Source organism: Pseudomonas sp. MSSRFD41 (assembly GCF_014230245.1).
GTDB classification, from domain to species: domain Bacteria; phylum Pseudomonadota; class Gammaproteobacteria; order Pseudomonadales; family Pseudomonadaceae; genus Aquipseudomonas; species Aquipseudomonas piscis.
Genome location: NZ_JACKZK010000006.1, coordinates 143,355 through 161,107, shown reverse-complemented (window position 1 = coordinate 161,107; position 17,753 = coordinate 143,355). Strand labels below are relative to the sequence as shown.

16 protein-coding genes are annotated in these 17,753 nt (G+C 66.7%); 4 read left to right on the top strand and 12 right to left on the bottom strand.

Translation table 11 applies throughout. The features are described 5' to 3' along the window. The first annotated feature begins 69 nt into the window (after window positions 1–69). Both H7A76_RS12455 and H7A76_RS12450 read left to right on the top strand, forming a co-directional pair. On the top strand, window positions 70–1,245 hold the full coding sequence (locus H7A76_RS12455; RefSeq protein WP_185698755.1) for an acyl-CoA dehydrogenase family protein: 1,176 nt from the start codon (window positions 70–72) through the stop codon (window positions 1,243–1,245). Window positions 1,246–1,439: 194 nt separating this feature from the next. Then, window positions 1,440–2,219 (top strand): TSUP family transporter, encoded by a 780-nt coding sequence (locus H7A76_RS12450; protein WP_185698754.1) that lies wholly within the window; start codon window positions 1,440–1,442, stop codon window positions 2,217–2,219. Here the strand turns inward: H7A76_RS12450 and nudC are convergent. The 5 genes from nudC to H7A76_RS12425 all read right to left on the bottom strand — a co-directional run bounded on the left by nudC (window position 2,187) and on the right by H7A76_RS12425 (window position 6,853). Further along, window positions 2,187–3,017 (bottom strand): NAD(+) diphosphatase, encoded by an 831-nt coding sequence (gene nudC, locus H7A76_RS12445; protein ID WP_185698753.1) that lies wholly within the window; start codon window positions 3,015–3,017, stop codon window positions 2,187–2,189. The genes H7A76_RS12450 and nudC overlap by 33 nt on opposite strands. A gap of 6 nt (window positions 3,018–3,023) precedes the next feature. Further along, window positions 3,024–3,836, bottom strand: a complete 813-nt coding sequence (locus tag H7A76_RS12440) for a crotonase/enoyl-CoA hydratase family protein (RefSeq protein WP_185698752.1) — start codon at window positions 3,834–3,836, stop codon at window positions 3,024–3,026. A 127-nt stretch (window positions 3,837–3,963) separates the two neighbouring features. Next, a complete protein-coding gene (locus tag H7A76_RS12435) occupies window positions 3,964–4,740 on the bottom strand; it encodes a class I SAM-dependent methyltransferase (RefSeq protein ID WP_185698751.1) in 777 nt (258 codons plus the stop codon). A gap of 108 nt (window positions 4,741–4,848) precedes the next feature. Further along, window positions 4,849–6,147 carry an ATP-binding protein gene (locus H7A76_RS12430; RefSeq protein ID WP_185698750.1) on the bottom strand — a complete coding sequence of 433 codons (1,299 nt, stop codon included), beginning with the start codon at window positions 6,145–6,147 and terminating at the stop codon, window positions 4,849–4,851. 4 nt (window positions 6,148–6,151) lie between these two features. After that, entirely contained in the window at window positions 6,152–6,853 is a 702-nt protein-coding gene (locus tag H7A76_RS12425) for a response regulator transcription factor (RefSeq protein ID WP_185698749.1), read from the bottom strand. A gap of 205 nt (window positions 6,854–7,058) precedes the next feature. On the opposite strand from H7A76_RS12425, the gene H7A76_RS12420 reads away from it, so the two are divergent. Next, window positions 7,059–8,213, top strand: a complete 1,155-nt coding sequence (locus H7A76_RS12420) for an efflux RND transporter periplasmic adaptor subunit (RefSeq protein ID WP_185698748.1) — start codon at window positions 7,059–7,061, stop codon at window positions 8,211–8,213. Window positions 8,214–8,223: 10 nt separating this feature from the next. Continuing rightward, on the top strand, window positions 8,224–11,316 hold the full coding sequence (locus tag H7A76_RS12415; RefSeq protein WP_185698747.1) for an efflux RND transporter permease subunit: 3,093 nt from the start codon (window positions 8,224–8,226) through the stop codon (window positions 11,314–11,316). 100 nt (window positions 11,317–11,416) lie between these two features. On the opposite strand, the gene H7A76_RS12410 is transcribed toward H7A76_RS12415, so the two are convergent. The 7 genes from H7A76_RS12410 to H7A76_RS12380 form a co-directional block, all read right to left on the bottom strand. Beyond that, window positions 11,417–11,926, bottom strand: coding sequence for a GNAT family N-acetyltransferase (locus tag H7A76_RS12410; RefSeq protein WP_185698746.1), 510 nt, complete (start codon window positions 11,924–11,926; stop codon window positions 11,417–11,419). A 72-nt stretch (window positions 11,927–11,998) separates the two neighbouring features. Then, complete coding sequence (locus H7A76_RS12405) at window positions 11,999–12,976, bottom strand: LysR family transcriptional regulator (protein WP_185698745.1); 978 nt, start codon at window positions 12,974–12,976, stop codon at window positions 11,999–12,001. Between the two features lie 170 nt (window positions 12,977–13,146). Then, the gene (locus tag H7A76_RS12400; protein WP_185698744.1) at window positions 13,147–14,106 is read right to left on the bottom strand and encodes a peptidylprolyl isomerase; all 960 of its coding nucleotides are present in this window, start codon (window positions 14,104–14,106) and stop codon (window positions 13,147–13,149) included. Beyond that, the gene (locus H7A76_RS12395) at window positions 14,103–14,603 is read right to left on the bottom strand and encodes a YbjN domain-containing protein (protein ID WP_185698743.1); all 501 of its coding nucleotides are present in this window, start codon (window positions 14,601–14,603) and stop codon (window positions 14,103–14,105) included. Before H7A76_RS12395 ends, H7A76_RS12400 begins: the two co-directional genes overlap by 4 nt. Before the next feature lie 19 nt (window positions 14,604–14,622). Continuing rightward, window positions 14,623–15,270, bottom strand: coding sequence for a DNA repair protein (locus H7A76_RS12390; protein WP_185698742.1), 648 nt, complete (start codon window positions 15,268–15,270; stop codon window positions 14,623–14,625). Between the two features lie 17 nt (window positions 15,271–15,287). Continuing rightward, window positions 15,288–16,994, bottom strand: a complete 1,707-nt coding sequence (locus H7A76_RS12385; RefSeq protein ID WP_185698741.1) for a putative porin — start codon at window positions 16,992–16,994, stop codon at window positions 15,288–15,290. Window positions 16,995–17,033: 39 nt separating this feature from the next. Further along, entirely contained in the window at window positions 17,034–17,750 is a 717-nt protein-coding gene (locus H7A76_RS12380) for an energy transducer TonB (RefSeq protein WP_185698740.1), read from the bottom strand. Window positions 17,751–17,753 lie beyond the last annotated feature (3 nt).

Genomic DNA, 17,753 nt, shown 5'->3' with positions numbered 1-17,753 from the left:
CAGTCGGCACGCTGTGTGCAATCACCAGCAGGACCTTTTGTCTTTTCCTGCCGATTGCGGAGCCATGCCATGACCGAACACCAGGTGATCAATCCATTGTCCACGGGGGTCGACTACGAGCCCCTGGCCGAGCGCTTCCGGCCGATCTTCCAGCGTATCGCCGAGGGCGCGGTACAGCGTGAGCAGCAGCGCGAGCTGCCCTACGAACCCATCCGCTGGCTCAAGGAGGCGGGGTTCGGCGCGGTGCGGGTGCCAGTGGCCTACGGCGGCGCTGGCGCCTCCGTGCCCCAGCTGTTCCAGTTGCTGATCGAGCTGGCCGAGGCCGACGCCAACTTACCCCAGGCCCTGCGCGGGCACTTCGCCTTTGTCGAGGACCGCCTCAATGCCGCCCCGGGCCCGGGGCGCGACCTGTGGTTCAAGCGGTTCGTCGAGGGCGATATCGTCGGCTGCGCCTGGACCGAGATCGGCGCGGTGGAGATCGGCCAAGTGCTGACCAAGGTCAGTCCGGACGGCGAGCACTGGCGGCTCGACGGCGAGAAGTTCTACAGCACCGGGAGCATTTTCTCCGACTGGATCGATGTCTATGCCCAGCGCAGCGACACCGGTGACAACGTGATCGCCGCCGTTCGCACCCGGCAGCCGGGCGTCGAGCAGAGCGACGACTGGGACGGTTTCGGCCAGCGCACCACCGGCAGCGGCACGGCGCGTTTCACCCAGGCCAGGGTGGAGGCCGGCAACGTCATCGACTTCGCCACCCGCTTCAAGTACCAGACCGCCTTCTACCAGTTGGTACTGCTGGCGACCCTGGCCGGCATCGGCCGCGCGGCGCTGCGCGATGTGGCCGAAGCGGTACGGCTGCGCCAGCGCGTCTACAGCCATGGCAACGCGCCACAAGCCAGCGCCGATGCCCAGGTGCAACAGGTGGTGGGCGAGATCGCCGCCCTGGTGTATGTCGCCGAAGCCGCCACCCTGCGGGCCGCCCAGCCGGCACAGCGTGCCTACTTGGCAAGGTTCGCCGGCGCCCCGGAGCAGGAACAGGCAGCCAACCTGGCGGCGGAACTGGAATCGGCCACGGCCCAGGTCGCCGTCACCGAACTGATCCAGCGTGCCACCAGCGAGTTGTTCAATGCCCTCGGGGCTTCGGACGTGCGCCGGGGCAAGGCCCTGGACCGCCACTGGCGCAATGCGCGCACCGTGTCATCGCACAATCCGGCGATCTACAAGGCACGGATCGTCGGCGACTGACAGATCAATGGCAACGAGCCGCCGTTCGCCTGGAAGGTCGGCAACGCTCCGAAAAGCTGAGGCGCGGACGGCGCTGAGCATGCACCGACGGCGGCAGCCAGGACCTTGGTCGCAGTCGCGCTGCGGCGCGCGATGCAGGTAAGATATCGGCCTTTCGCGCAGCCCCTTGCGCTCCCGCCGAATAAGCCGAATCCATGCCTTTCGATCTCAGCGTTGACTTGACCACCCTCGCCATCCTCGCCCTCGTGGCCTTCATCGCCGGTTTCATCGATGCCATCGCCGGCGGTGGCGGCCTGCTCACCACCCCGGCCCTGCTCACCGCAGGCTTGCCACCGCACCTGGTGCTGGGCACCAACAAGCTCAGTTCGACCTTCGGCTCGGCCACCGCCAGCTTCACCTTCTATCGGCGCAAGCTGTTCCACCCCCGGCAATGGATGCACGCCATCGTCGGCACCCTGGTCGGCGCCCTGACCGGAGCCATAGTCGCCCACTACCTGCCGGCCGAATGGCTGAACAAGATGCTGCCGGTGATCGTCTTCGCCTGCGGCCTGTACCTGCTGTTCGGCGGCACGCCCAAGGCCCCGCTGGACAGCGAGGCACCGATCAAGAAGAAATGGCAATCGCCCCAGGGCTTCAGCCTGGGCTTCTACGACGGCGTGGCCGGTCCGGGCACCGGGGCGTTCTGGACCGTCAGCAGCCTGCTGCTCTACCCCATCGACCTGGTCAAGGCCAGCGGCGTGGCGCGCAGCATGAACTTCGTCAGCAATATCGCGGCGCTGGCGGTGTTCATCTTTTCCGGGCAGGTGGATTGGATCATCGGCCTGAGCATGGGCCTGTCGGTGATGGTCGGGGCCTTCTTCGGGGCACGCACCGCCATCAGCGGTGGTGCCAAGTTCATTCGCCCGGTGTTCATCACCGTGGTGTTGGGCTTGACCGTGCGCCTAGCCTGGCAGCACTGGTTCAGCGTGGCCTAGGCGACGCGCCACATAGAGGTCGATCAGGTAGCGGGCAATCGAGCGCGACGCCGGCAACGGCGGCAGCGCGTGCACGTTGAACCACTGGGCATCCTCGATCTCGTCTTCCTGGGGCAGGATCTCGCCAGCGGCATACTCGGCATGGAAGCCCAGCATCATCGAGTGCGGGAACGGCCAGCACTGGCTGCCCACGTACTGGATGTTGCGCACCTCGATGCTCACCTCCTCGCGCACCTCGCGCACCAGGCAATCCTCGGCCGACTCGCCGGGCTCGGCGAAGCCTGCCAGGGTGCTGTAGACCCCCGGCACGAAGCGTGGCGAACGCGCCAGCAGGATTTCGTCGCCACGGGTGATCAGCACGATCATGCTCGGCGAGATCCGCGGATAGGCCCGCAGGTCGCAACCCTGGCAGTACATCGCACGTTCGAGCGGCACCTGCACCGTGGGTTTCCCGCAACTGCCGCAGAAACGGTGTTCCCGGGCCCAGGTGCCGATTTGCGCGGCATAACCGAGCACCTTGTACAGGGTATGGTCGCTCTCCAGCATGAAGGCCCGCAGGCCTTTCCAGCCGCAGCCCTGGACCTGGGCGCGGGAAGCGAGCTCGAGCAGGTACACCGGCTCGCCATCGAGGTGGCCGAGGCCATGCTCGGCCAGCACCGGCAGGTCCTGGTTCTTGAGCCAGTGCCGGGGGAACAGCACGCCATTGTCGTCGTAGAGAAAGCCTTCCGGGCCACGGGCCACGGCCCAGCCGCCGGGAAGGTCGGTATCCAGTACTGCGGTGGTCCAGCGTGCAATCATCTTCAGTCAGTCCAGGAATTGGGGTTTCTGTTTGCTCATGTGGGCGGCGATGGCCACGCGCAGGTCGTTGGACTGGAGCATGGCGGCGTTCCAGGTGGCCACGTACTCCAGGCCATCGTCGATGCGGTGGTCGCGCATGTAGCTGAGCATTTCCTTGGTGCCGGTCACGGCGATCGGCGACTTGGCGGCGATCTCCCGGGCGATTTCCATGACCCCGTCCAGCAGGCTGGAGGCATCGGCGTAGGTGCGATTGACCAGGCCGATCTGGCGCGCCTCCTCGGCGCCGAAGGTCCGTCCGGTGTAGGCCAGCTCACGCAGCATGCCGTCGCCGACGATACGTGGCAAACGTTGCAGTGTGCCGACATCGGCGGCCATGCCGATATCGATTTCCTTGATCGAGAACTGCGCGTCGGCCGCGGCATAGCGCATGTCGCAGGCGCTGATCAGGTCGATGGCGCCGCCCAGGCAGTAGCCCTGGATCGCCGCCAGCACCGGCTTGCGGCAGTTGTCCACGGCGTTGAACGAGGATTGCAGTTCAAGGATCTTGCGTCGCAGCAGGCGCGCGTTGCGCCCCACGTCCTTGCCCAACTCATTGGCCACCCCGGCCAGCAGCATCAAGTCGATGCCCGAGGAGAAATGCTTGCCGGCGCCACTGAGTACCACCACTCGCACCGCGTCGGTATCGTCGATCCAGCGGAAGATATCGACGATCTCAGTCCAGAACGCGGCGTTCATGGCATTGATTTTTTCCGGCCGGTTGATCTGCACATGGGCGATGTTATCGGCGAGCTCGACACGAAAGGCTTGGTATTCGGACATGGCGACGATCCTTCTCTGGTCAGCAAACAAGGGCCGAACTATAGCAAGCGGCAAGCGCGCCCCGTAAGGCAGCGCATTGGCCAAAAACAGGACTGGACCTGGCCTGCTGCCTCATTCGGTGATCGGTTCAGGCCTGTTTTATCGTGTAGAAGGCGGCGGTCTCATAAGGCACGGTCACCTCGCGGCTGTCCCGCAATTGGGGTTCGCTGGCAACCAGCTCGGCGAGCTGTCGCTCCAGCGCGTCGCGCTGGTCCTGAGGCAGCGCGGCGATGAAACTGGTGGAGCGCACGCGATTGAAGATCACATCTTGCACGGGCCCCGTGTGCCCATGGCTGAAGTGCTGCTCCTGCAACGGTCCGAAACCAGGATGGGGAAAGGCCTGGCGCCAGGCCCCGGTGTAGTAGCGTGGCGTATCGCCCTGCAGGGCATTGACGATGCGCTCCAGGTGCGCCACCCAGGGCACTCGCGCATCGCGCTGGTTCCAAACCAGCGCCAGCTTGCCATTGGGCTTGAGCACCCGGTGGATTTCATCCAGAGCCTGGTGGTTGGCGAACCAATGAAAGGCCTGGGCACAGGCCAGCACATCCACCGAGGCTTCGCGCAGCGGGATCGCCTCGGCGCTGCCATTCAAGGCCCGGGCATCGGGATACTGCTGCGCCAGCTTGGCACGCATCTGCGCCACAGGCTCCACGGCAATCACCTGGGCGCCGGTCGCCAGGAGTCGTGCGGTGAACTTGCCCGTACCGGCCCCCAGGTCCACCACTACCCTGCCCGGCTGCAGCGCCAGCACCTGGCGTAACCAGGGCTCCAGCTCGGGCGGATAGCCCGGCCGGCCGCGAGCATAGGTATCGGCCGCCTGCTTGTAGCCATCGGCCGCGGCATGATGAATGGGCCGGTCGTTCATGAGGCACCTCCTGGTCAGGGGAAAGCGCCGTTGAGGATAAACCCTGCATGCCGCCGGCCACATGAAATTAATGTCAGCACGCCCCTGCCGGGGCTGGTGGCTGACGCGTCAGCGCGACGTGGGCAGGCTCAGGCGAAACCGCGCGCCGCCCAGTGGCGAGGCTTCCACCGTCAAGGTGCCACCCTGGGCCTCCAGGGCCCGGCGACTGATGGCCAGGCCCAGGCCGAAGCCACCGGTGGAGCGATCGCGGCTGCGATCCAGGCGATAGAAGGGTTCGAACACCCGCTCGCGCTCGTCGTCAGGGATGCCGATACCGTCATCGTCGACCCAGATCTCGCACCCCTGGTCGCTGACCAGCACCCCGACCTGGATGCGCTTCTCGCAATAACGGGTGGCGTTGCGCAACAGGTTCTGCAGGGCCCGCGCAGTCAGGCGCGGGTCCAGGGTGAAACGCTCCAGGGTGCCGTGCAGCAGCACGTCGATGACCAGGTCCGATTCCAGCTCGTCGTCGACGCTGCCCAGGATGCTGTCGATGAACTCGTCCAGGGCCACCTCGATCTGCTCCGGCAAGCAGGCCGGGTTCTGCAGGCGGCTGTAGGACAGCAGCTCCAGCACCAGCTCATCCAGCTCGCGGATGTGCGCCACCAGCCCTTGCAGGCGCTCGCGGCTGGCTGCCGGCAAGTCGTCGGACAACGCCAGGGCCAGGCCGAAGTCGAGCCGGGTCAGCGGCGTGCGCAATTCGTGGGATACCGCATTGAGCAGGTCGCGCTGCTGGTTCAGCAGTTGCTCGATATCGCCGGCCATGGTGTCGAACACGTGGGCCAGGCTGCCGATGTTGGAGCTGGCCGGCAACTGCGTACGCTCGTCCAGATGGCCCTTGCCGAAGCGCTCGGCGGTGCGCTTGAGGCGCTCCAGGTCACGCCAGTGGGGACGCACCCACAACAGCAGGCAGGCCAGCAGCACCGCGCCGATCAGGACGTTGATGCTCCAGTACAGCAGGTTGACGTCCAGCGGGTCCGGCGGCATCACCAGCTTGACCGCCAACTGCTCGTGCAACGGCGACACCGCCAGGGTCCGCGAACCCCAGTCGCCAACCCGCACCACCTTCTTGCCAGCCAGCAGGCGGGCGCGTTCGTCGGCGCTGAAATCAGGATCGTCGATGCGGACCAGGGCCACCTGCAACGGGCGGAAGTCCTCGTCCATCTCCCTGGCGAGCGCCGGCCATTGCGCCGGGGGCTGGGCGCGGAACTGCCTGGCGATCAGCTCCTGCAAACCCCGGGACTTGGCCAGGTTGTAATCGATGAAGCGCTGGTGAAACACCTTGATCACCAGGTCAGGGACCAGGTACATCGCGGCACTGAAGGCCACGATGGTGATCAGGTACAGCCGGACCAGGATGCGTAGCATGGGTTCAGCATTCCCACTCGGAACGGCTGAACAGGTAGCCCTTGCCCCAGACGGTCTTGATCTTGCGGGCCTCGCCGGCGTGGTCGTCGAACTTGCGCCGCAGCTTGGAGATGGCCACGTCCACCGAACGGTCGGTGCCGTTGAACTCGATGCCGCGCAAGCGCTGGAGGATCTGGTCGCGGCTCAGCACTTCGCCGGCATGCCGGGCCAGTACTACCAGCAGGTTGTATTCGCCGCTGGACAGTTCCACCAGTTGCCCGCGCCAGGTTACGGTGCGCTCCGAAAGATCGATGCACAGGTTGCCCATGAGGATCCGGTCGCTGGCGGTCTGCGGCTCGCCCAGGCTGCTGCGGCGCAACAGGGTCCGGACCCGGGCCAACAGCACCCGCGGCTCGCAGGGCTTGGTCACATAGTCGTCGGCGCCCATTTCCAGGCCCAGCACCTGGTCGTGGCTGTCGTCGCGGGCGGTCAGCATCAGGATCGGCAGGCTGGCCGAGTCGGCCCGCAGCAACCGGCACACTTGCAAGCCATCCAGGCCCGGCAGCATCAGGTCGAGGATCACCAGGTCCGGCGGGTTGCTCCGGGCCCGCTCGCGCACCTGGTCGCCACGGCTGATGACGCTGACCTGGTAACCGTTGCGTTCCAGGTAGCTGGCAATCAGCTCGGAGAGCGCGGGGTCGTCTTCGACAAGGAGGATATTGGCCATGGAAGAGAAATCTTTATTGAAGAAATACGAACAACCGGCGTTATCCATAGATACGCCGGGAACTAGCAGCAAGGTTGCCAAGCATATACAACGCGGCCCCGACAGGCTCGTGCGCTTCACATTTTTTCACACAGCGGCTACATAGCTTCACAGCGCCTTAACCCCCATGCCCTTAGCATGCCGGGTTCATCATTGGGGTATCAGTATGTCGAACAAACTCTTCGCGCCGCTTTGCCTGCTGGTCATGGCCGCGACGCTGAGCGCCTGCGGCCAGTCCGGCAGCGAACAGAAACCGGAACCGGTCAAGGTCCGCACCGAGATCGTGCGCAGCCAGGCGTTGTCCATCACCAGCGAATTGAGCGGGCGGATCGCCGCGCCGCGCATTGCCGAAGTCCGCGCGCGGGTGGCCGGCGTGGTGCTGCAACGGACCTTCCGCGAAGGTTCGGACGTCAAGCAGGGCGACGTACTGTTCCGCATCGACCCGGCGCCGTTCAAGGCCGACCTGGACAGCGCCGTGGCCAGCCTGCGCAAGGCCGAGGCCACCGCGTTCCAGGCTCGCCTGCAGGAGCAGCGCTACTCGCGGCTGATCGCCGACCAGGCCATCAGCGGCCAGGAATACGACAACGCCCGTTCCGCCGCGCGCCAGGCCGACGCCGAAGTCGCCGCCAACCAGGCCGCGGTGCAGCGGGCCAGGCTCAACCTGGGCTACGCCACCGTCACCGCGCCGATTTCCGGTCGGGTCGGCCGCGCCCTGGTCACCGAAGGTGCCCTGGTGGGCCAGGGCGAAAGCACGCCCCTGGCGCTGATCCAGCAGCTGGATCCGATCCACGCCGACCTGACCCAGTCCACCCGTGAGCTCAACGAACTGCGCCGGGCCCTGCGCGCCGGCCAACTGCAGCAGGTCGGCAAGGACCAGGCCAAGGCCACCCTGGTGCAGGACGACGGCAGCCTCTATCCGCTACCGGGCAAGCTGCTGTTCACCGATATCAGCGTCGACCCCGGCACCGGCCAGATCACCCTGCGCAGCGAGTTCCCCAACCCGGAACTGGACCTGCTGCCCGGCAGCTTCGTCCGCGTCCGCCTGGAGCAGGCGGTCAACCGCCAGGGCATCAGCGTGCCGCAGCGGGCCATCCAGCGCGACGGCGCCGGTATCGCCCAGGTGTTGCTGGTGGACGCCGAAAACCGCGTGGTACAGCGCCCGGTGCACCTGGGCGGCGTGCAGCAGGACCGCTGGATAGTCACCGACGGTCTCAAGCCCGGCGACCGGATCATCGTCGAAGGGCTGCAGCACGCCCGTCCCGGCGAGCAGGTCGAGATCGATGACGCCCCCCTCGCGCACGTCCAGAACCCAGGCCAATAGGTAGTTACAGATGCCGCAATTCTTCATTGACCGCCCGGTATTCGCCTGGGTGGTCGCCTTCTTCATCCTGATCGGCGGCGCCCTGGCGATTCCCCAGTTGCCGGTGGCCCAGTACCCCAACGTCGCCCCGCCACAGATCGAGATCGCCGCCACCTACCCGGGTGCCTCGGCCCAGACCATGGACGAATCGGTGGTCAGCCTGATCGAGCAAGAGCTCAACGGCGCCGACCACCTGCTGTACTTCTCGTCCCAGAGCAGCCTGGGCAGTGCCACCATCACCGCCACCTTCCAGCCGGGCACCAACCCGGAGCTGGCCCAGGTGGACGTGCAGAACCGCCTCAAGGCGGTGGAGCCACGCCTGCCCCAGGCCGTGACCCAGCAGGGCCTGCAGGTGGAGAAAGTCTCTGCCGGCTTCCTGCTGCTGATCACCCTGAGCTCCAATGACGGGCGCCTGGACGAGGTCGCGCTCAGCGACTACATGGCGCGCAGCGTGCTGAACGAGATCCGCCGCCTGGATGGCGTCGGCAAGGCCCAGTTGTATGGCGCCGAACGGGCCATGCGGATCTGGCTCGATCCGCAGAAGCTGATCGGCTTCAACCTGACCCCGGCCGACGTCAACGCCGCCGTGGCCGCGCAGAACGCCCAGGTACCGGCAGGCAGCATCGGCGACCTGCCCGGCCCTTCCACCCAGGAAATCACCGCCACCGTGCTGGTCAAGGGCCAACTGAGCAACCCGGATGAGTTCGCCGACATCGTCCTCAAGGCCAACCCCGACGGTTCCACCGTGCGTATCGGCGACGTGGCGCGGGTGGAAGTGGGCAGCCAGGAATACCAGTTCGGCACGCGCCTGAACGGCAAGCAGTCCACCGCCGTCGGCGTGCAGCTGTCCCCCGGGGCCAACGCGCTGAACACCGCGACCCTGATCCGGGCGAAGATGGACGAGCTGTCGCGCTACTTCCCCGCCGGCGTGGAATACAAGATCCCCTACGACACCTCGCCGTTCGTCAAGGTCTCGATCACCAAGGTGCTCTACACCCTGCTCGAAGCCATGGTCCTGGTGTTCCTGGTGATGCTGCTGTTCCTGCAGAACATCCGCTACACCCTGATCCCGACCCTGGTGGTGCCGGTGGCGCTGATGGGCACCTTCGCCACCATGCTGGCCCTGGGTTTCTCCATCAACGTGCTGACCATGTTCGGCATGGTGCTGGCCATCGGCATCCTGGTGGACGACGCCATCGTGGTGGTGGAGAACGTCGAACGGATCATGGCCAACGAGGGCCTGCCACCCCGGGAAGCCACGCGCAAGGCGATGCAGCAGATCACCGGCGCGATCATCGGCATCACCCTGGTGCTGGTGGCGGTGTTCATCCCGATGGCCTTCATGCCAGGCTCGGTGGGGGTGATCTACCAGCAGTTCTCGCTGTCCATGGCCACCTCGATCCTGTTCTCGGCGTTCCTGGCCCTGACCCTGACCCCGGCCCTGTGCGCGACCCTGCTCAAGCCCATCGCCGCCGGCGAGCATCACGAGCGTGGCGGCTTCTTCGGCTGGTTCAACCGCCGCTTCGAGCGCCTGACCGACAGCTACCAGGGTGGCGTGGCCTATGCGCTCAAGCGCAGCGGGCGCTACCTGCTGATCTACCTGGCGTTGCTGGTGGTCATGGCGCTGCTGTTCGTGCGCCTGCCCTCCTCGTTCCTGCCGGTCGAGGACCAGGGCTACACCCTCACCGATATCCAGCTGCCACCGGGTGCCAGCCAGAACCGCACCATTCGCGTGGTGGAACAGATCGAGGCGCACAACGCCTCGGAACCGGGCGTGGGCGACAGCACCATCATCCTCGGCTTCAGCTTCTCGGGTAACGGGCAGAACGCGGCGCTGGCCTTCACCACCCTCAAGGACTGGTCGCAACGGGGCCGCGACGATTCGGCGATGAGCATCGCCGAGCGCGCCACCGCAGCCTTCGGCGAAATCAAGGATGCCGTGGCCTACGCCATCCTGCCGCCGCCGATCGACGGCCTGGGCACCTCCAGCGGCTTCGAGTTCCGCCTGCAAGACCGTAGCGGCGTCGGCCATGAAGCGCTGATGCAGGCCCGGACCGAACTGCTGCGGGCCGCGGAAAAGAGCCCGATCCTGGCCAACGTGAGGGAAAACGCCCTGGCCGAGGCGCCCCAGGTGCAACTGGCGATCGACCGCAAGCAAGCCAATGCCCTGGGCGTGTCCTTCGGCGATATCGGCAGCCTGCTGTCCACCGCCCTGGGCTCGGCCTACATCAACGACTTTCCCAACCAGGGCCGGATGCAGCGGGTGGTGATCCAGGCCGAGGGCGACCAGCGCAGCCAGGTCGAGGACCTGCTGCGCCTGAACGTGCGCAACAGCGCCGGCAAGATGGTGCCGTTATCGTCCTTCGTCAGCGCCAGCTGGAAGATGGGCCCCGCACAGTTGACCCGCTACAACGGCTACCCGGCGGTCGACGTCTCCGGCGAGCCGGCAGCGGGCCGCAGCACCGGCGAAGCCATGCAGGAGATCGAACGCCTGGTGGCCCAGTTGCCGAACGGCCTGGGCCTGGAATGGACCGGCCTGTCGCTGCAGGAGCGCCTGTCGGGCAGCCAGGCCCCGCTGCTGCTGGGGTTGTCGCTGCTGATCGTGTTCCTGTGCCTGGCGGCGCTCTACGAGAGCTGGTCGATCCCGGCCTCGGTGCTGCTGGTGGTGCCGCTGGGCGTGCTCGGCGCAGTACTGGCGGTGACCTTGCGCGGCATGCCCAACGACGTGTTCTTCAAGGTGGGCCTAATCACCATCATCGGCCTGTCGGCGAAGAACGCGATCCTGATCATCGAGTTCGCCAAGAGCCTGTACGACGAGGGCCATGACCTGCTGGACGCCACCCTGCAGGCCGCCCGCCTGCGCCTGCGGCCGATCGTCATGACCTCCCTGGCGTTCATCCTCGGCGTGGTGCCCCTGGCCATCGCCAGCGGCGCCAGCTCCGCCAGCCAGCAGGCGATCGGCACCGGGGTGATCGGCGGGATGATCACCGCGACCCTGGCGGTGATCTTCGTCCCGGTGTTCTTCGTGGTGGTGATGAAACTGGTCAAGCGCAGCTCGCGCTAACCGCTACCCGAGCGCGCAGCGGGCGCCAGCGGTGTACCGGGCCGATCGCGGTTCCACGGCCGCTACGCGCCCGGTCGCGGCCTCGCAGGTTCGGCAGCGGCTACAGATCGCGCAGGCGCGCCATGGCCAGCGCATCGACGTAGCGGCCGTCACGCACCGCGTAGTCGCGCAACTGGCCCTCGGTCTCGAAACCGAACTTGCGGTACAGGCCGATGGCCGCCAGGTTGTCGGCGTACACCGTCAGCTCGACCCGACGCAGGTTCATCCAGTTGTCCGCCACCTCCAGCACCGCCGCCAGCAGGCGGCTGCCGATGCCCTGGCCCTGCCAGGCCCGCGCCACCCCCATGCCAAAGCTCGCGCAATGGGAGCGCCGGACCCGCCCGATCTGCTCCAGGCTGCAATTGCCGATCACCACGCCCTGGTGCAGGGCCACCAGGGCCACCAGCCGCTCGTTGTCCAGCCCGAGGCGCTTGCGCCACAGCTCGCGGGACGGGTAAGGCATCTGCAGGGTCTGGCTGGCCACCGTCGGTTCACTGTAGAGCGCGGTCAAGCCATCGAGGTGAACCTCGCTGAAACGCTCGATGACGATGGTCGCGGGAGAACTGGGCATGGCGGGGCGTCCTTGTCGTTGGAGTGGCCATCGAGTGTAAAACGCCGGTCCCGGCCATGACGAGAATCTCCCTCAGGCAAACCAGTCCTCGCGCTCGGTGAAGGCATGCAGGATCAGGTCCACCAGTTGCTGGACCTCGGCCTCGTGCTGCACCTGGGCGTTCATCGCCAGCCAGGCGCGGCGCGGCATGCTTTCGCCGAACAGCCCGGGCAAGGCGGTCAGGCCCCGGTCGAAGCGGCTGATGTACCGCGGCAGCAAGCCGATGCAGGCGCTGCAGCGGATCATCTCCAGCATCAGCTCATAGGAATGCACGTGCACCACCCCGGCCAGCCGCGAATCCACCAGGCTGTTCCAGGGGCGGAAAGGTTCGATCTGCCGGTCGTGTTGCCACTGCACCAGCATGTAGTCGGCCAGGTCATCGACGCTGTCGGGACGCGCCGCGACCCGGGAGTAGCGCTTGGCGATGTGCGGCAGGTAGTCGATGCGCGCCAGGGGCATGGGTTCACGGATGGCGAAGCTGGGCCCCGGCAAGGGCGAGTCGGCGGCCCCCAGCCACAGCACCAGGTCGGCGCTCAGGGCCTGCAGCGACAGGTCGCTGTCGATGGAGATGATTTCCAGGCGCGCACTGGCGTTGCGCCGCAACAGGGCAATCAGGTCGCGACCCAAGATGTCATGCAGGAGGGTCTCGGCCACCGCCAGGCGAATCAGCGGCTGCTCGATCACCGGCAGGCGCCGCTGGTGGGCCAGGGCGATCAACTGGGCCTGCAATTGCAGGCCTTCGCGGCTCAGGCTCAAGGCGTTGCCCTGGTAGCAGAACAACGCACGCCGCAGGTGCTCTTCCAGCAGGGCCAGTTGCTTGCGCAGCAAGGTGGCCTTGATGTTCAGGCTGCGGGCTGCCTGCATGAAGCAACCGCAACGGGCGCTCACCAGGAAATACTGGGCGACCTGCGGATCGATCCCGGCCGCCAGGGCCAGCCAGGCTTCCCGGGGTTCCTGGGGAACACTGTAGGGAACAACGCCCTGGAGTGGAGCAGGTTCGAGAAATGACATCGGTGACTCCCTGTCTTGTTGAGTGTTGCGTCCTTGGCTTGCGCCGGTGTTGGCAGCAAGCAGGCCGTGACGGCACGCCCCACTTCCTGCCCTGCCCTGAAACCGCGTGGACCGGGCCACGACGCCCCGCGAGACGGCGCCAGCCCCTGGCCCCGCTCCACGCGGGCCGGTTACTGAGTCTTTTCCTCCAATGCCTGGTTGAGCGCCGCGCCATCGATACTCAGCGTCGCGGTGTTGAGCATGCCCTCCAGATAGGCCTTGGCGATCTGCTCCTGGCGCTGGGCCCGCAGGGCCTGGACCAGGCGCTCACGCACCTCGTCCAGGCTGGCGGTACGCGCCGGTTGCAGCTCGGTCAGCTTGAGCACATGGAAACCCGCCGCGCTCTGCACCACCTCCGATACCGCGCCGACCTTGAGCCGGGCCACGGCGTCGCGCACCTGGGGCACCAACTGCTGCAGGGGCTGCAAGCCCGAGTCGCCCCCGTGCCGGGCACTGTCCGGGTCCTGGGAATACTGCGCAGCCAGGGCGGCGAACTCACCGGGCGCGGCCTGGGCCTTCCTGGCGATCTCCTGGGCCTGGCGCCGCACCTGCTCCAGCGCCTGGGGCTCGGGCACCGCCAGGAAGACCTGGCTGACCCGATACAACGGCGGGGTCAGCCAGGCCGACTTGCCGCTGTCGTAGGCCTGTTGCAGTTCGGCGGCGCTGGGGTAATCCGCCGGCACCTGGCTGACCGACTGCATGTAGTCGCGAAAGACGATCTGCTCGGTGGCAGCGCGGGTTTGCTGCTCCACTTCCGGGCGTTGGCGCCAGCCCTGGGCATCGGCCTGCTCCAGCACCGCCTTCTGTGCCAGGCGCGAACGGATCCAGGTCTCCAGGGCCGGGCGATTGCCGCGCAGTTGAGCCCGGGCCTCCTCCGGCAGGCTGGCGAACAGCGCCTGGAGCTCCGCCACCGCCACCTGCTGGTTACCCAGGCGCGCCACCGCCGGGGTATTCGCCAGTTGCTGCTGCAGCGCCGCCGGGGCCGGCTGCTGGGCCGCCACCGGATCGCTGCCCGGACGCAAGGCCAGCCCCAGGGCCAGGCCCAGCAGGGTCAGCGCCCCGGCACCGACCACCAGGGTCGGCTTCTTCACAGGACCACCGCCTCTGCCGCGCCACTGGCCTGCGGCGTGCCGGCTGGCTCGACCTGGGCTTGGGCCTGCAGTTGGGCGGCCTGCTGGCTGTACTCACGCAGGTAGACGATGAACTCCTGGAGCAGGCGGTCCCACAACTCCAGCTGGCTGCGCAGGTGGGTATCGCTGACCCCAGCCACCACCACGTCCATTTCCATCACCAGGAATTCACCCTGCAACGACAGCCGGGCGAAGCGCCGCGAGGCGTTCCACAGCTCCGCCAGGCCGGCCGGCAACTCGCCTTGGACGCGCAACGCACAGCTGTAGGTGAAGTCCACGTAGTGCCCGGCCTCTGCCGCCGGGTTGCCGAAGCGCACGGCATAGCCGATGCCCTGGCTGGCGCTGAGCAACTGCACGATACCGTTCTGTTCGGTGTGGTTGACCCGGTAACCGGCGCCTTGCAGCAGGTCGGTCAGGCTGTCGGTGGTGACGCTGGTGATCAAGGTGGCTTGTGTCATGTCTGTTCTTCCCTGGTAATCAATGAGCGCTCGCCGCCCGTGGGGCGTCGAACTGAGTCTGGTACAGGTCATCGCCGAAACCCTGGGCCAGTTCCTCGAACTTGACCCTAGCACTACCTGCGAAAGGCTGGCGGATTTTGACCACCTCGGCCACGTCGATCTTCTCGTAGGCCGTGAGGATTTCCTTGGCGACGCCGTACATCCGTTGATTCTTGACTGCGCATTGCTGCACTTGTGTGTCACGTTCGTTCAATTGCGCCTGCAGCTTGACCCGCTCGGCCTCCTTGCCCCGGGCCAGCACCAGCAGCTCGTCGTAGGCTTTCTTGAACTTGCCCAGTTGCTCGCTGTTGGCGGCAGCCTGGGCCTGGGCCTGGCTCTGCAGGTTCTGCTGCTGGCCGGCCAGTTGCTCGGCCACGGCACGGCTCCTGGCCAGTTCGGCGGTGAGCTGCTTGACCTGGGCCTGGGCCTCCTTGGCCGCGTTTTCCGCCGCCAGCCGCGCGGCGGCGGCCTGGGCCTGCTCGCTCTGCAAGGCCTGCAACTGCTGGGTAGTGCTGCGCAACTGGGTGCGCAGGCGCTCTTCCATGCCTTCGGCGGCGGCGGGCGCGCTGGCCAGCGCGCCCCAGGCCAGCAACAGGCCCACGGCCCCTGCCCTCGTCCGGCTGTTCATAACCTTCCTCCCTGCGCTTAGAAGCGCGTATTGAGTTCAAGCTGCATGACGTCGACTTCATAACGCGGCCCGTAGACTTCCGAGGCGCTCATGTAGCGGGCCGTGGCATAGATGTTCTTGTCGATGCCGTAGTTGCCACCCAGGAAGTAGCCCTTGGCGTTGGTCCCGCCCAGGTGGAACGAAGAGTCGTTGAAGCCGTCGGGCAAGGCGTCGGGCTGGATGTACTTGTAGCCGGCCAGCAGGTTCCAGTCGCCGGCCTTCTTCATTTCCAGGGCATTACCCAGGGTGAACTGCAGCATCAGCGCATTGGCGCCGCTCTCGAACTCGCCATTGCGGTTGATGTTGTTGACGATCTGGCCTTCGCTGCGCTTGAGCATCTCGGCCTTGTCGTAGGCCAGGTTGCGGATGTAGTTGCCCTGGGTGCGCAGGCGCAGGTCATCCGGCAGCTCGGTATCCCAGGCCAGGTTCAGGTCCAGCACGTCGAACTTCGAGGCCAGGCCCACGTATTGCGGTTGCGGGGTCAGGCCGGGAGTGGCCGGGTTGGGCGCGATGTTGCGCAACAGGAACACGCTGTTGCCCTTCTGCATGAAGGCCACCCGCGAGCCGTCGGTATCGCAGCCCGGGGCGCCGGCCCAGGGCGTGCAAGGGCTGGAGCGCTGGCCTTCGATATCGTCGAAGCGGTAGTAGGCCAAGGCGCCCTTGAGGCTGTTGCTGCGGTTGATCTTCCAGTGGGCGCCGATCTGCCCGCCGAACAGCCACTTGGTGTCGCTTTCGTTCTTGTCGAAGCCGTTGCTGGTGGACGTGTCGTTGGTGTACTCCACCGGGAAGGCGCCGACCGTGCCGAACAGCCCCCAGTCGCTGTCGAGCTTGTGGTTGAAGATTGCCGCCACGCCGTCGAAGTTCAGGTCGTTGGAGTACAGCATGTCGGTGGAATAGAACGGGTTGGCGATCCGTCCGCCGGTCAGGGTCAGGTCCTGGGTGGCCTTCCAGGTCAGGTAGCCCTGGTCGAGCCAGATGTCCTTCTTGCCGAAGCCGCCGCCCAGGGTCTGGGTGGTGGACACCGGGTTGTTGTCCGAGCCGGTGCCGATGCGGATGCCGGCGGTCCATTCCGGCGAGATCACCGCCTTCATCCCCAGGCGCGCCCGCAGGCGGAACAGGTTGTCGCGGTCCTCGCGGGTATTGAGCAGCGGCGGCAGCTTGCTGTTGGTGTCCTTGTTGACGTCGTAGGGGCCGCTGTCGTTGAGCTTGGCGTAGTCGACGATCTCGTTGCTGTTGTTGTCGGCGAAGAACCGCGACTCGTTGCGCAGGCGAATGTCGCCATCGAAGGTGATGCGCGAGACCCAGTCCGGGAAGGTGTTGGGCTGGGCCCAGTTCTCCTGCTTGGCGGTGGCCATGACCTCGGCCTTGACCTGGTCGCGGATCTGGTCACGGACGATGGCCGGCACGTATTGCACCCGCACGTCCCCCGGCGCGGCCGCAGGTCCGCCGGCGGCCACCGCAGCCACCGCGGCGTTGGCCTGGCGAGCCTGCTGGGCCTCCTTCTCGGCCTGGGCGATCAGGCCGTCGGCCTGTTCCTGCTTCAGAACCCCCTGCTGCACCAACAAACGGATCAGGTTGATCGTGGCGTTCTCCGAAGGCGCGGCCGCCGCGGCCGTGGCCTGGCCGGCCAGGCCCAGGGCGACCATGCCGAGCGCCAGGGTCAATCGATTCAGGGTGGAAATCATCTGCACACAACTCCTGTAGAAACTGCAAAAGGGGTTCGATCAATTCGGGCGCCGGCCCTTGAGGGACAGGCGCACAGGCAAGGTCAGGGAAGCCGGCATGCGCTCCTTCAGGCGCGGCGTGGCCCGCAGCGCCGCCAGCACCTGTTCGTCGGTCTGGGCATCGCCGCTGGAGTGGGCCAGCAGCACCCGGGTGACCTGGCCGTCAGCACCCAGCCACAGGTCCACCTGCAGCGAATAGGCCTTCTTGCGCAGCTCCGGATCCTCGCGCAGCGCGCGCTGGAAGGTCGCCGCCAGGTATTGCTTGTAGGTCCCGGTGCCCAGGCCGCCGCCACCGGAGCCGGCCATGCCGCCGCCCTTGCCGGCGCCGATGTTGAACGCGTCGCCGCCGGCCTGGGCGTCGCCATCGATCTGCATCGGGCTGGCCAGGTCGTCCGCCGGCGATGGCGGCGCCTCTTCCTCGGGCTTGACCTCCTCGGGAGTCGGCGTGGGTTCGGGCTCCGGCACCTTTTCCTCCACCGGTTCCGGCTCCTTGGGCTTTTCCGGCGGCGGTGGAGGTGGCGGTGGTGGCGGCGGCAACGGGATGATGGTCGGCACCTTCGGCGCTTCCCGGCGCACCCCGGCCATGTCGTTGGCCCACTGCCACAGCAGCCAGGCGGCGACGCCGGCCAGCAGCAGCCCGAGGCCCCACTTGAGCAGGCGCACGCTTTTCGGCTTTTGCTGAACCGGTGGCAGCTGGATAGGTTGTTGTGCGGTCATGAC

Coding starts and splice junctions, on each gene's coding strand:
- H7A76_RS12405 (WP_185698745.1), bottom strand. CDS start 12,976: ATGTCATTTCTCGAACCTGCTCCACTCCAGGGCGTTGTTCCCTACAGT.
- H7A76_RS12455 (WP_185698755.1), top strand. CDS start 70: ATGACCGAACACCAGGTGATCAATCCATTGTCCACGGGGGTCGACTAC.
- H7A76_RS12395 (WP_185698743.1), bottom strand. CDS start 14,603: ATGACACAAGCCACCTTGATCACCAGCGTCACCACCGACAGCCTGACC.
- H7A76_RS12390 (WP_185698742.1), bottom strand. CDS start 15,270: ATGAACAGCCGGACGAGGGCAGGGGCCGTGGGCCTGTTGCTGGCCTGG.
- H7A76_RS12415 (WP_185698747.1), top strand. CDS start 8,224: ATGCCGCAATTCTTCATTGACCGCCCGGTATTCGCCTGGGTGGTCGCC.
- H7A76_RS12450 (WP_185698754.1), top strand. CDS start 1,440: ATGCCTTTCGATCTCAGCGTTGACTTGACCACCCTCGCCATCCTCGCC.
- H7A76_RS12385 (WP_185698741.1), bottom strand. CDS start 16,994: ATGATTTCCACCCTGAATCGATTGACCCTGGCGCTCGGCATGGTCGCC.
- H7A76_RS12435 (WP_185698751.1), bottom strand. CDS start 4,740: ATGAACGACCGGCCCATTCATCATGCCGCGGCCGATGGCTACAAGCAG.
- H7A76_RS12440 (WP_185698752.1), bottom strand. CDS start 3,836: ATGTCCGAATACCAAGCCTTTCGTGTCGAGCTCGCCGATAACATCGCC.
- H7A76_RS12420 (WP_185698748.1), top strand. CDS start 7,059: ATGTCGAACAAACTCTTCGCGCCGCTTTGCCTGCTGGTCATGGCCGCG.
- H7A76_RS12425 (WP_185698749.1), bottom strand. CDS start 6,853: ATGGCCAATATCCTCCTTGTCGAAGACGACCCCGCGCTCTCCGAGCTG.
- H7A76_RS12430 (WP_185698750.1), bottom strand. CDS start 6,147: ATGCTACGCATCCTGGTCCGGCTGTACCTGATCACCATCGTGGCCTTC.
- H7A76_RS12380 (WP_185698740.1), bottom strand. CDS start 17,750: ATGACCGCACAACAACCTATCCAGCTGCCACCGGTTCAGCAAAAGCCG.
- nudC (WP_185698753.1), bottom strand. CDS start 3,017: ATGATTGCACGCTGGACCACCGCAGTACTGGATACCGACCTTCCCGGC.
- H7A76_RS12410 (WP_185698746.1), bottom strand. CDS start 11,926: ATGCCCAGTTCTCCCGCGACCATCGTCATCGAGCGTTTCAGCGAGGTT.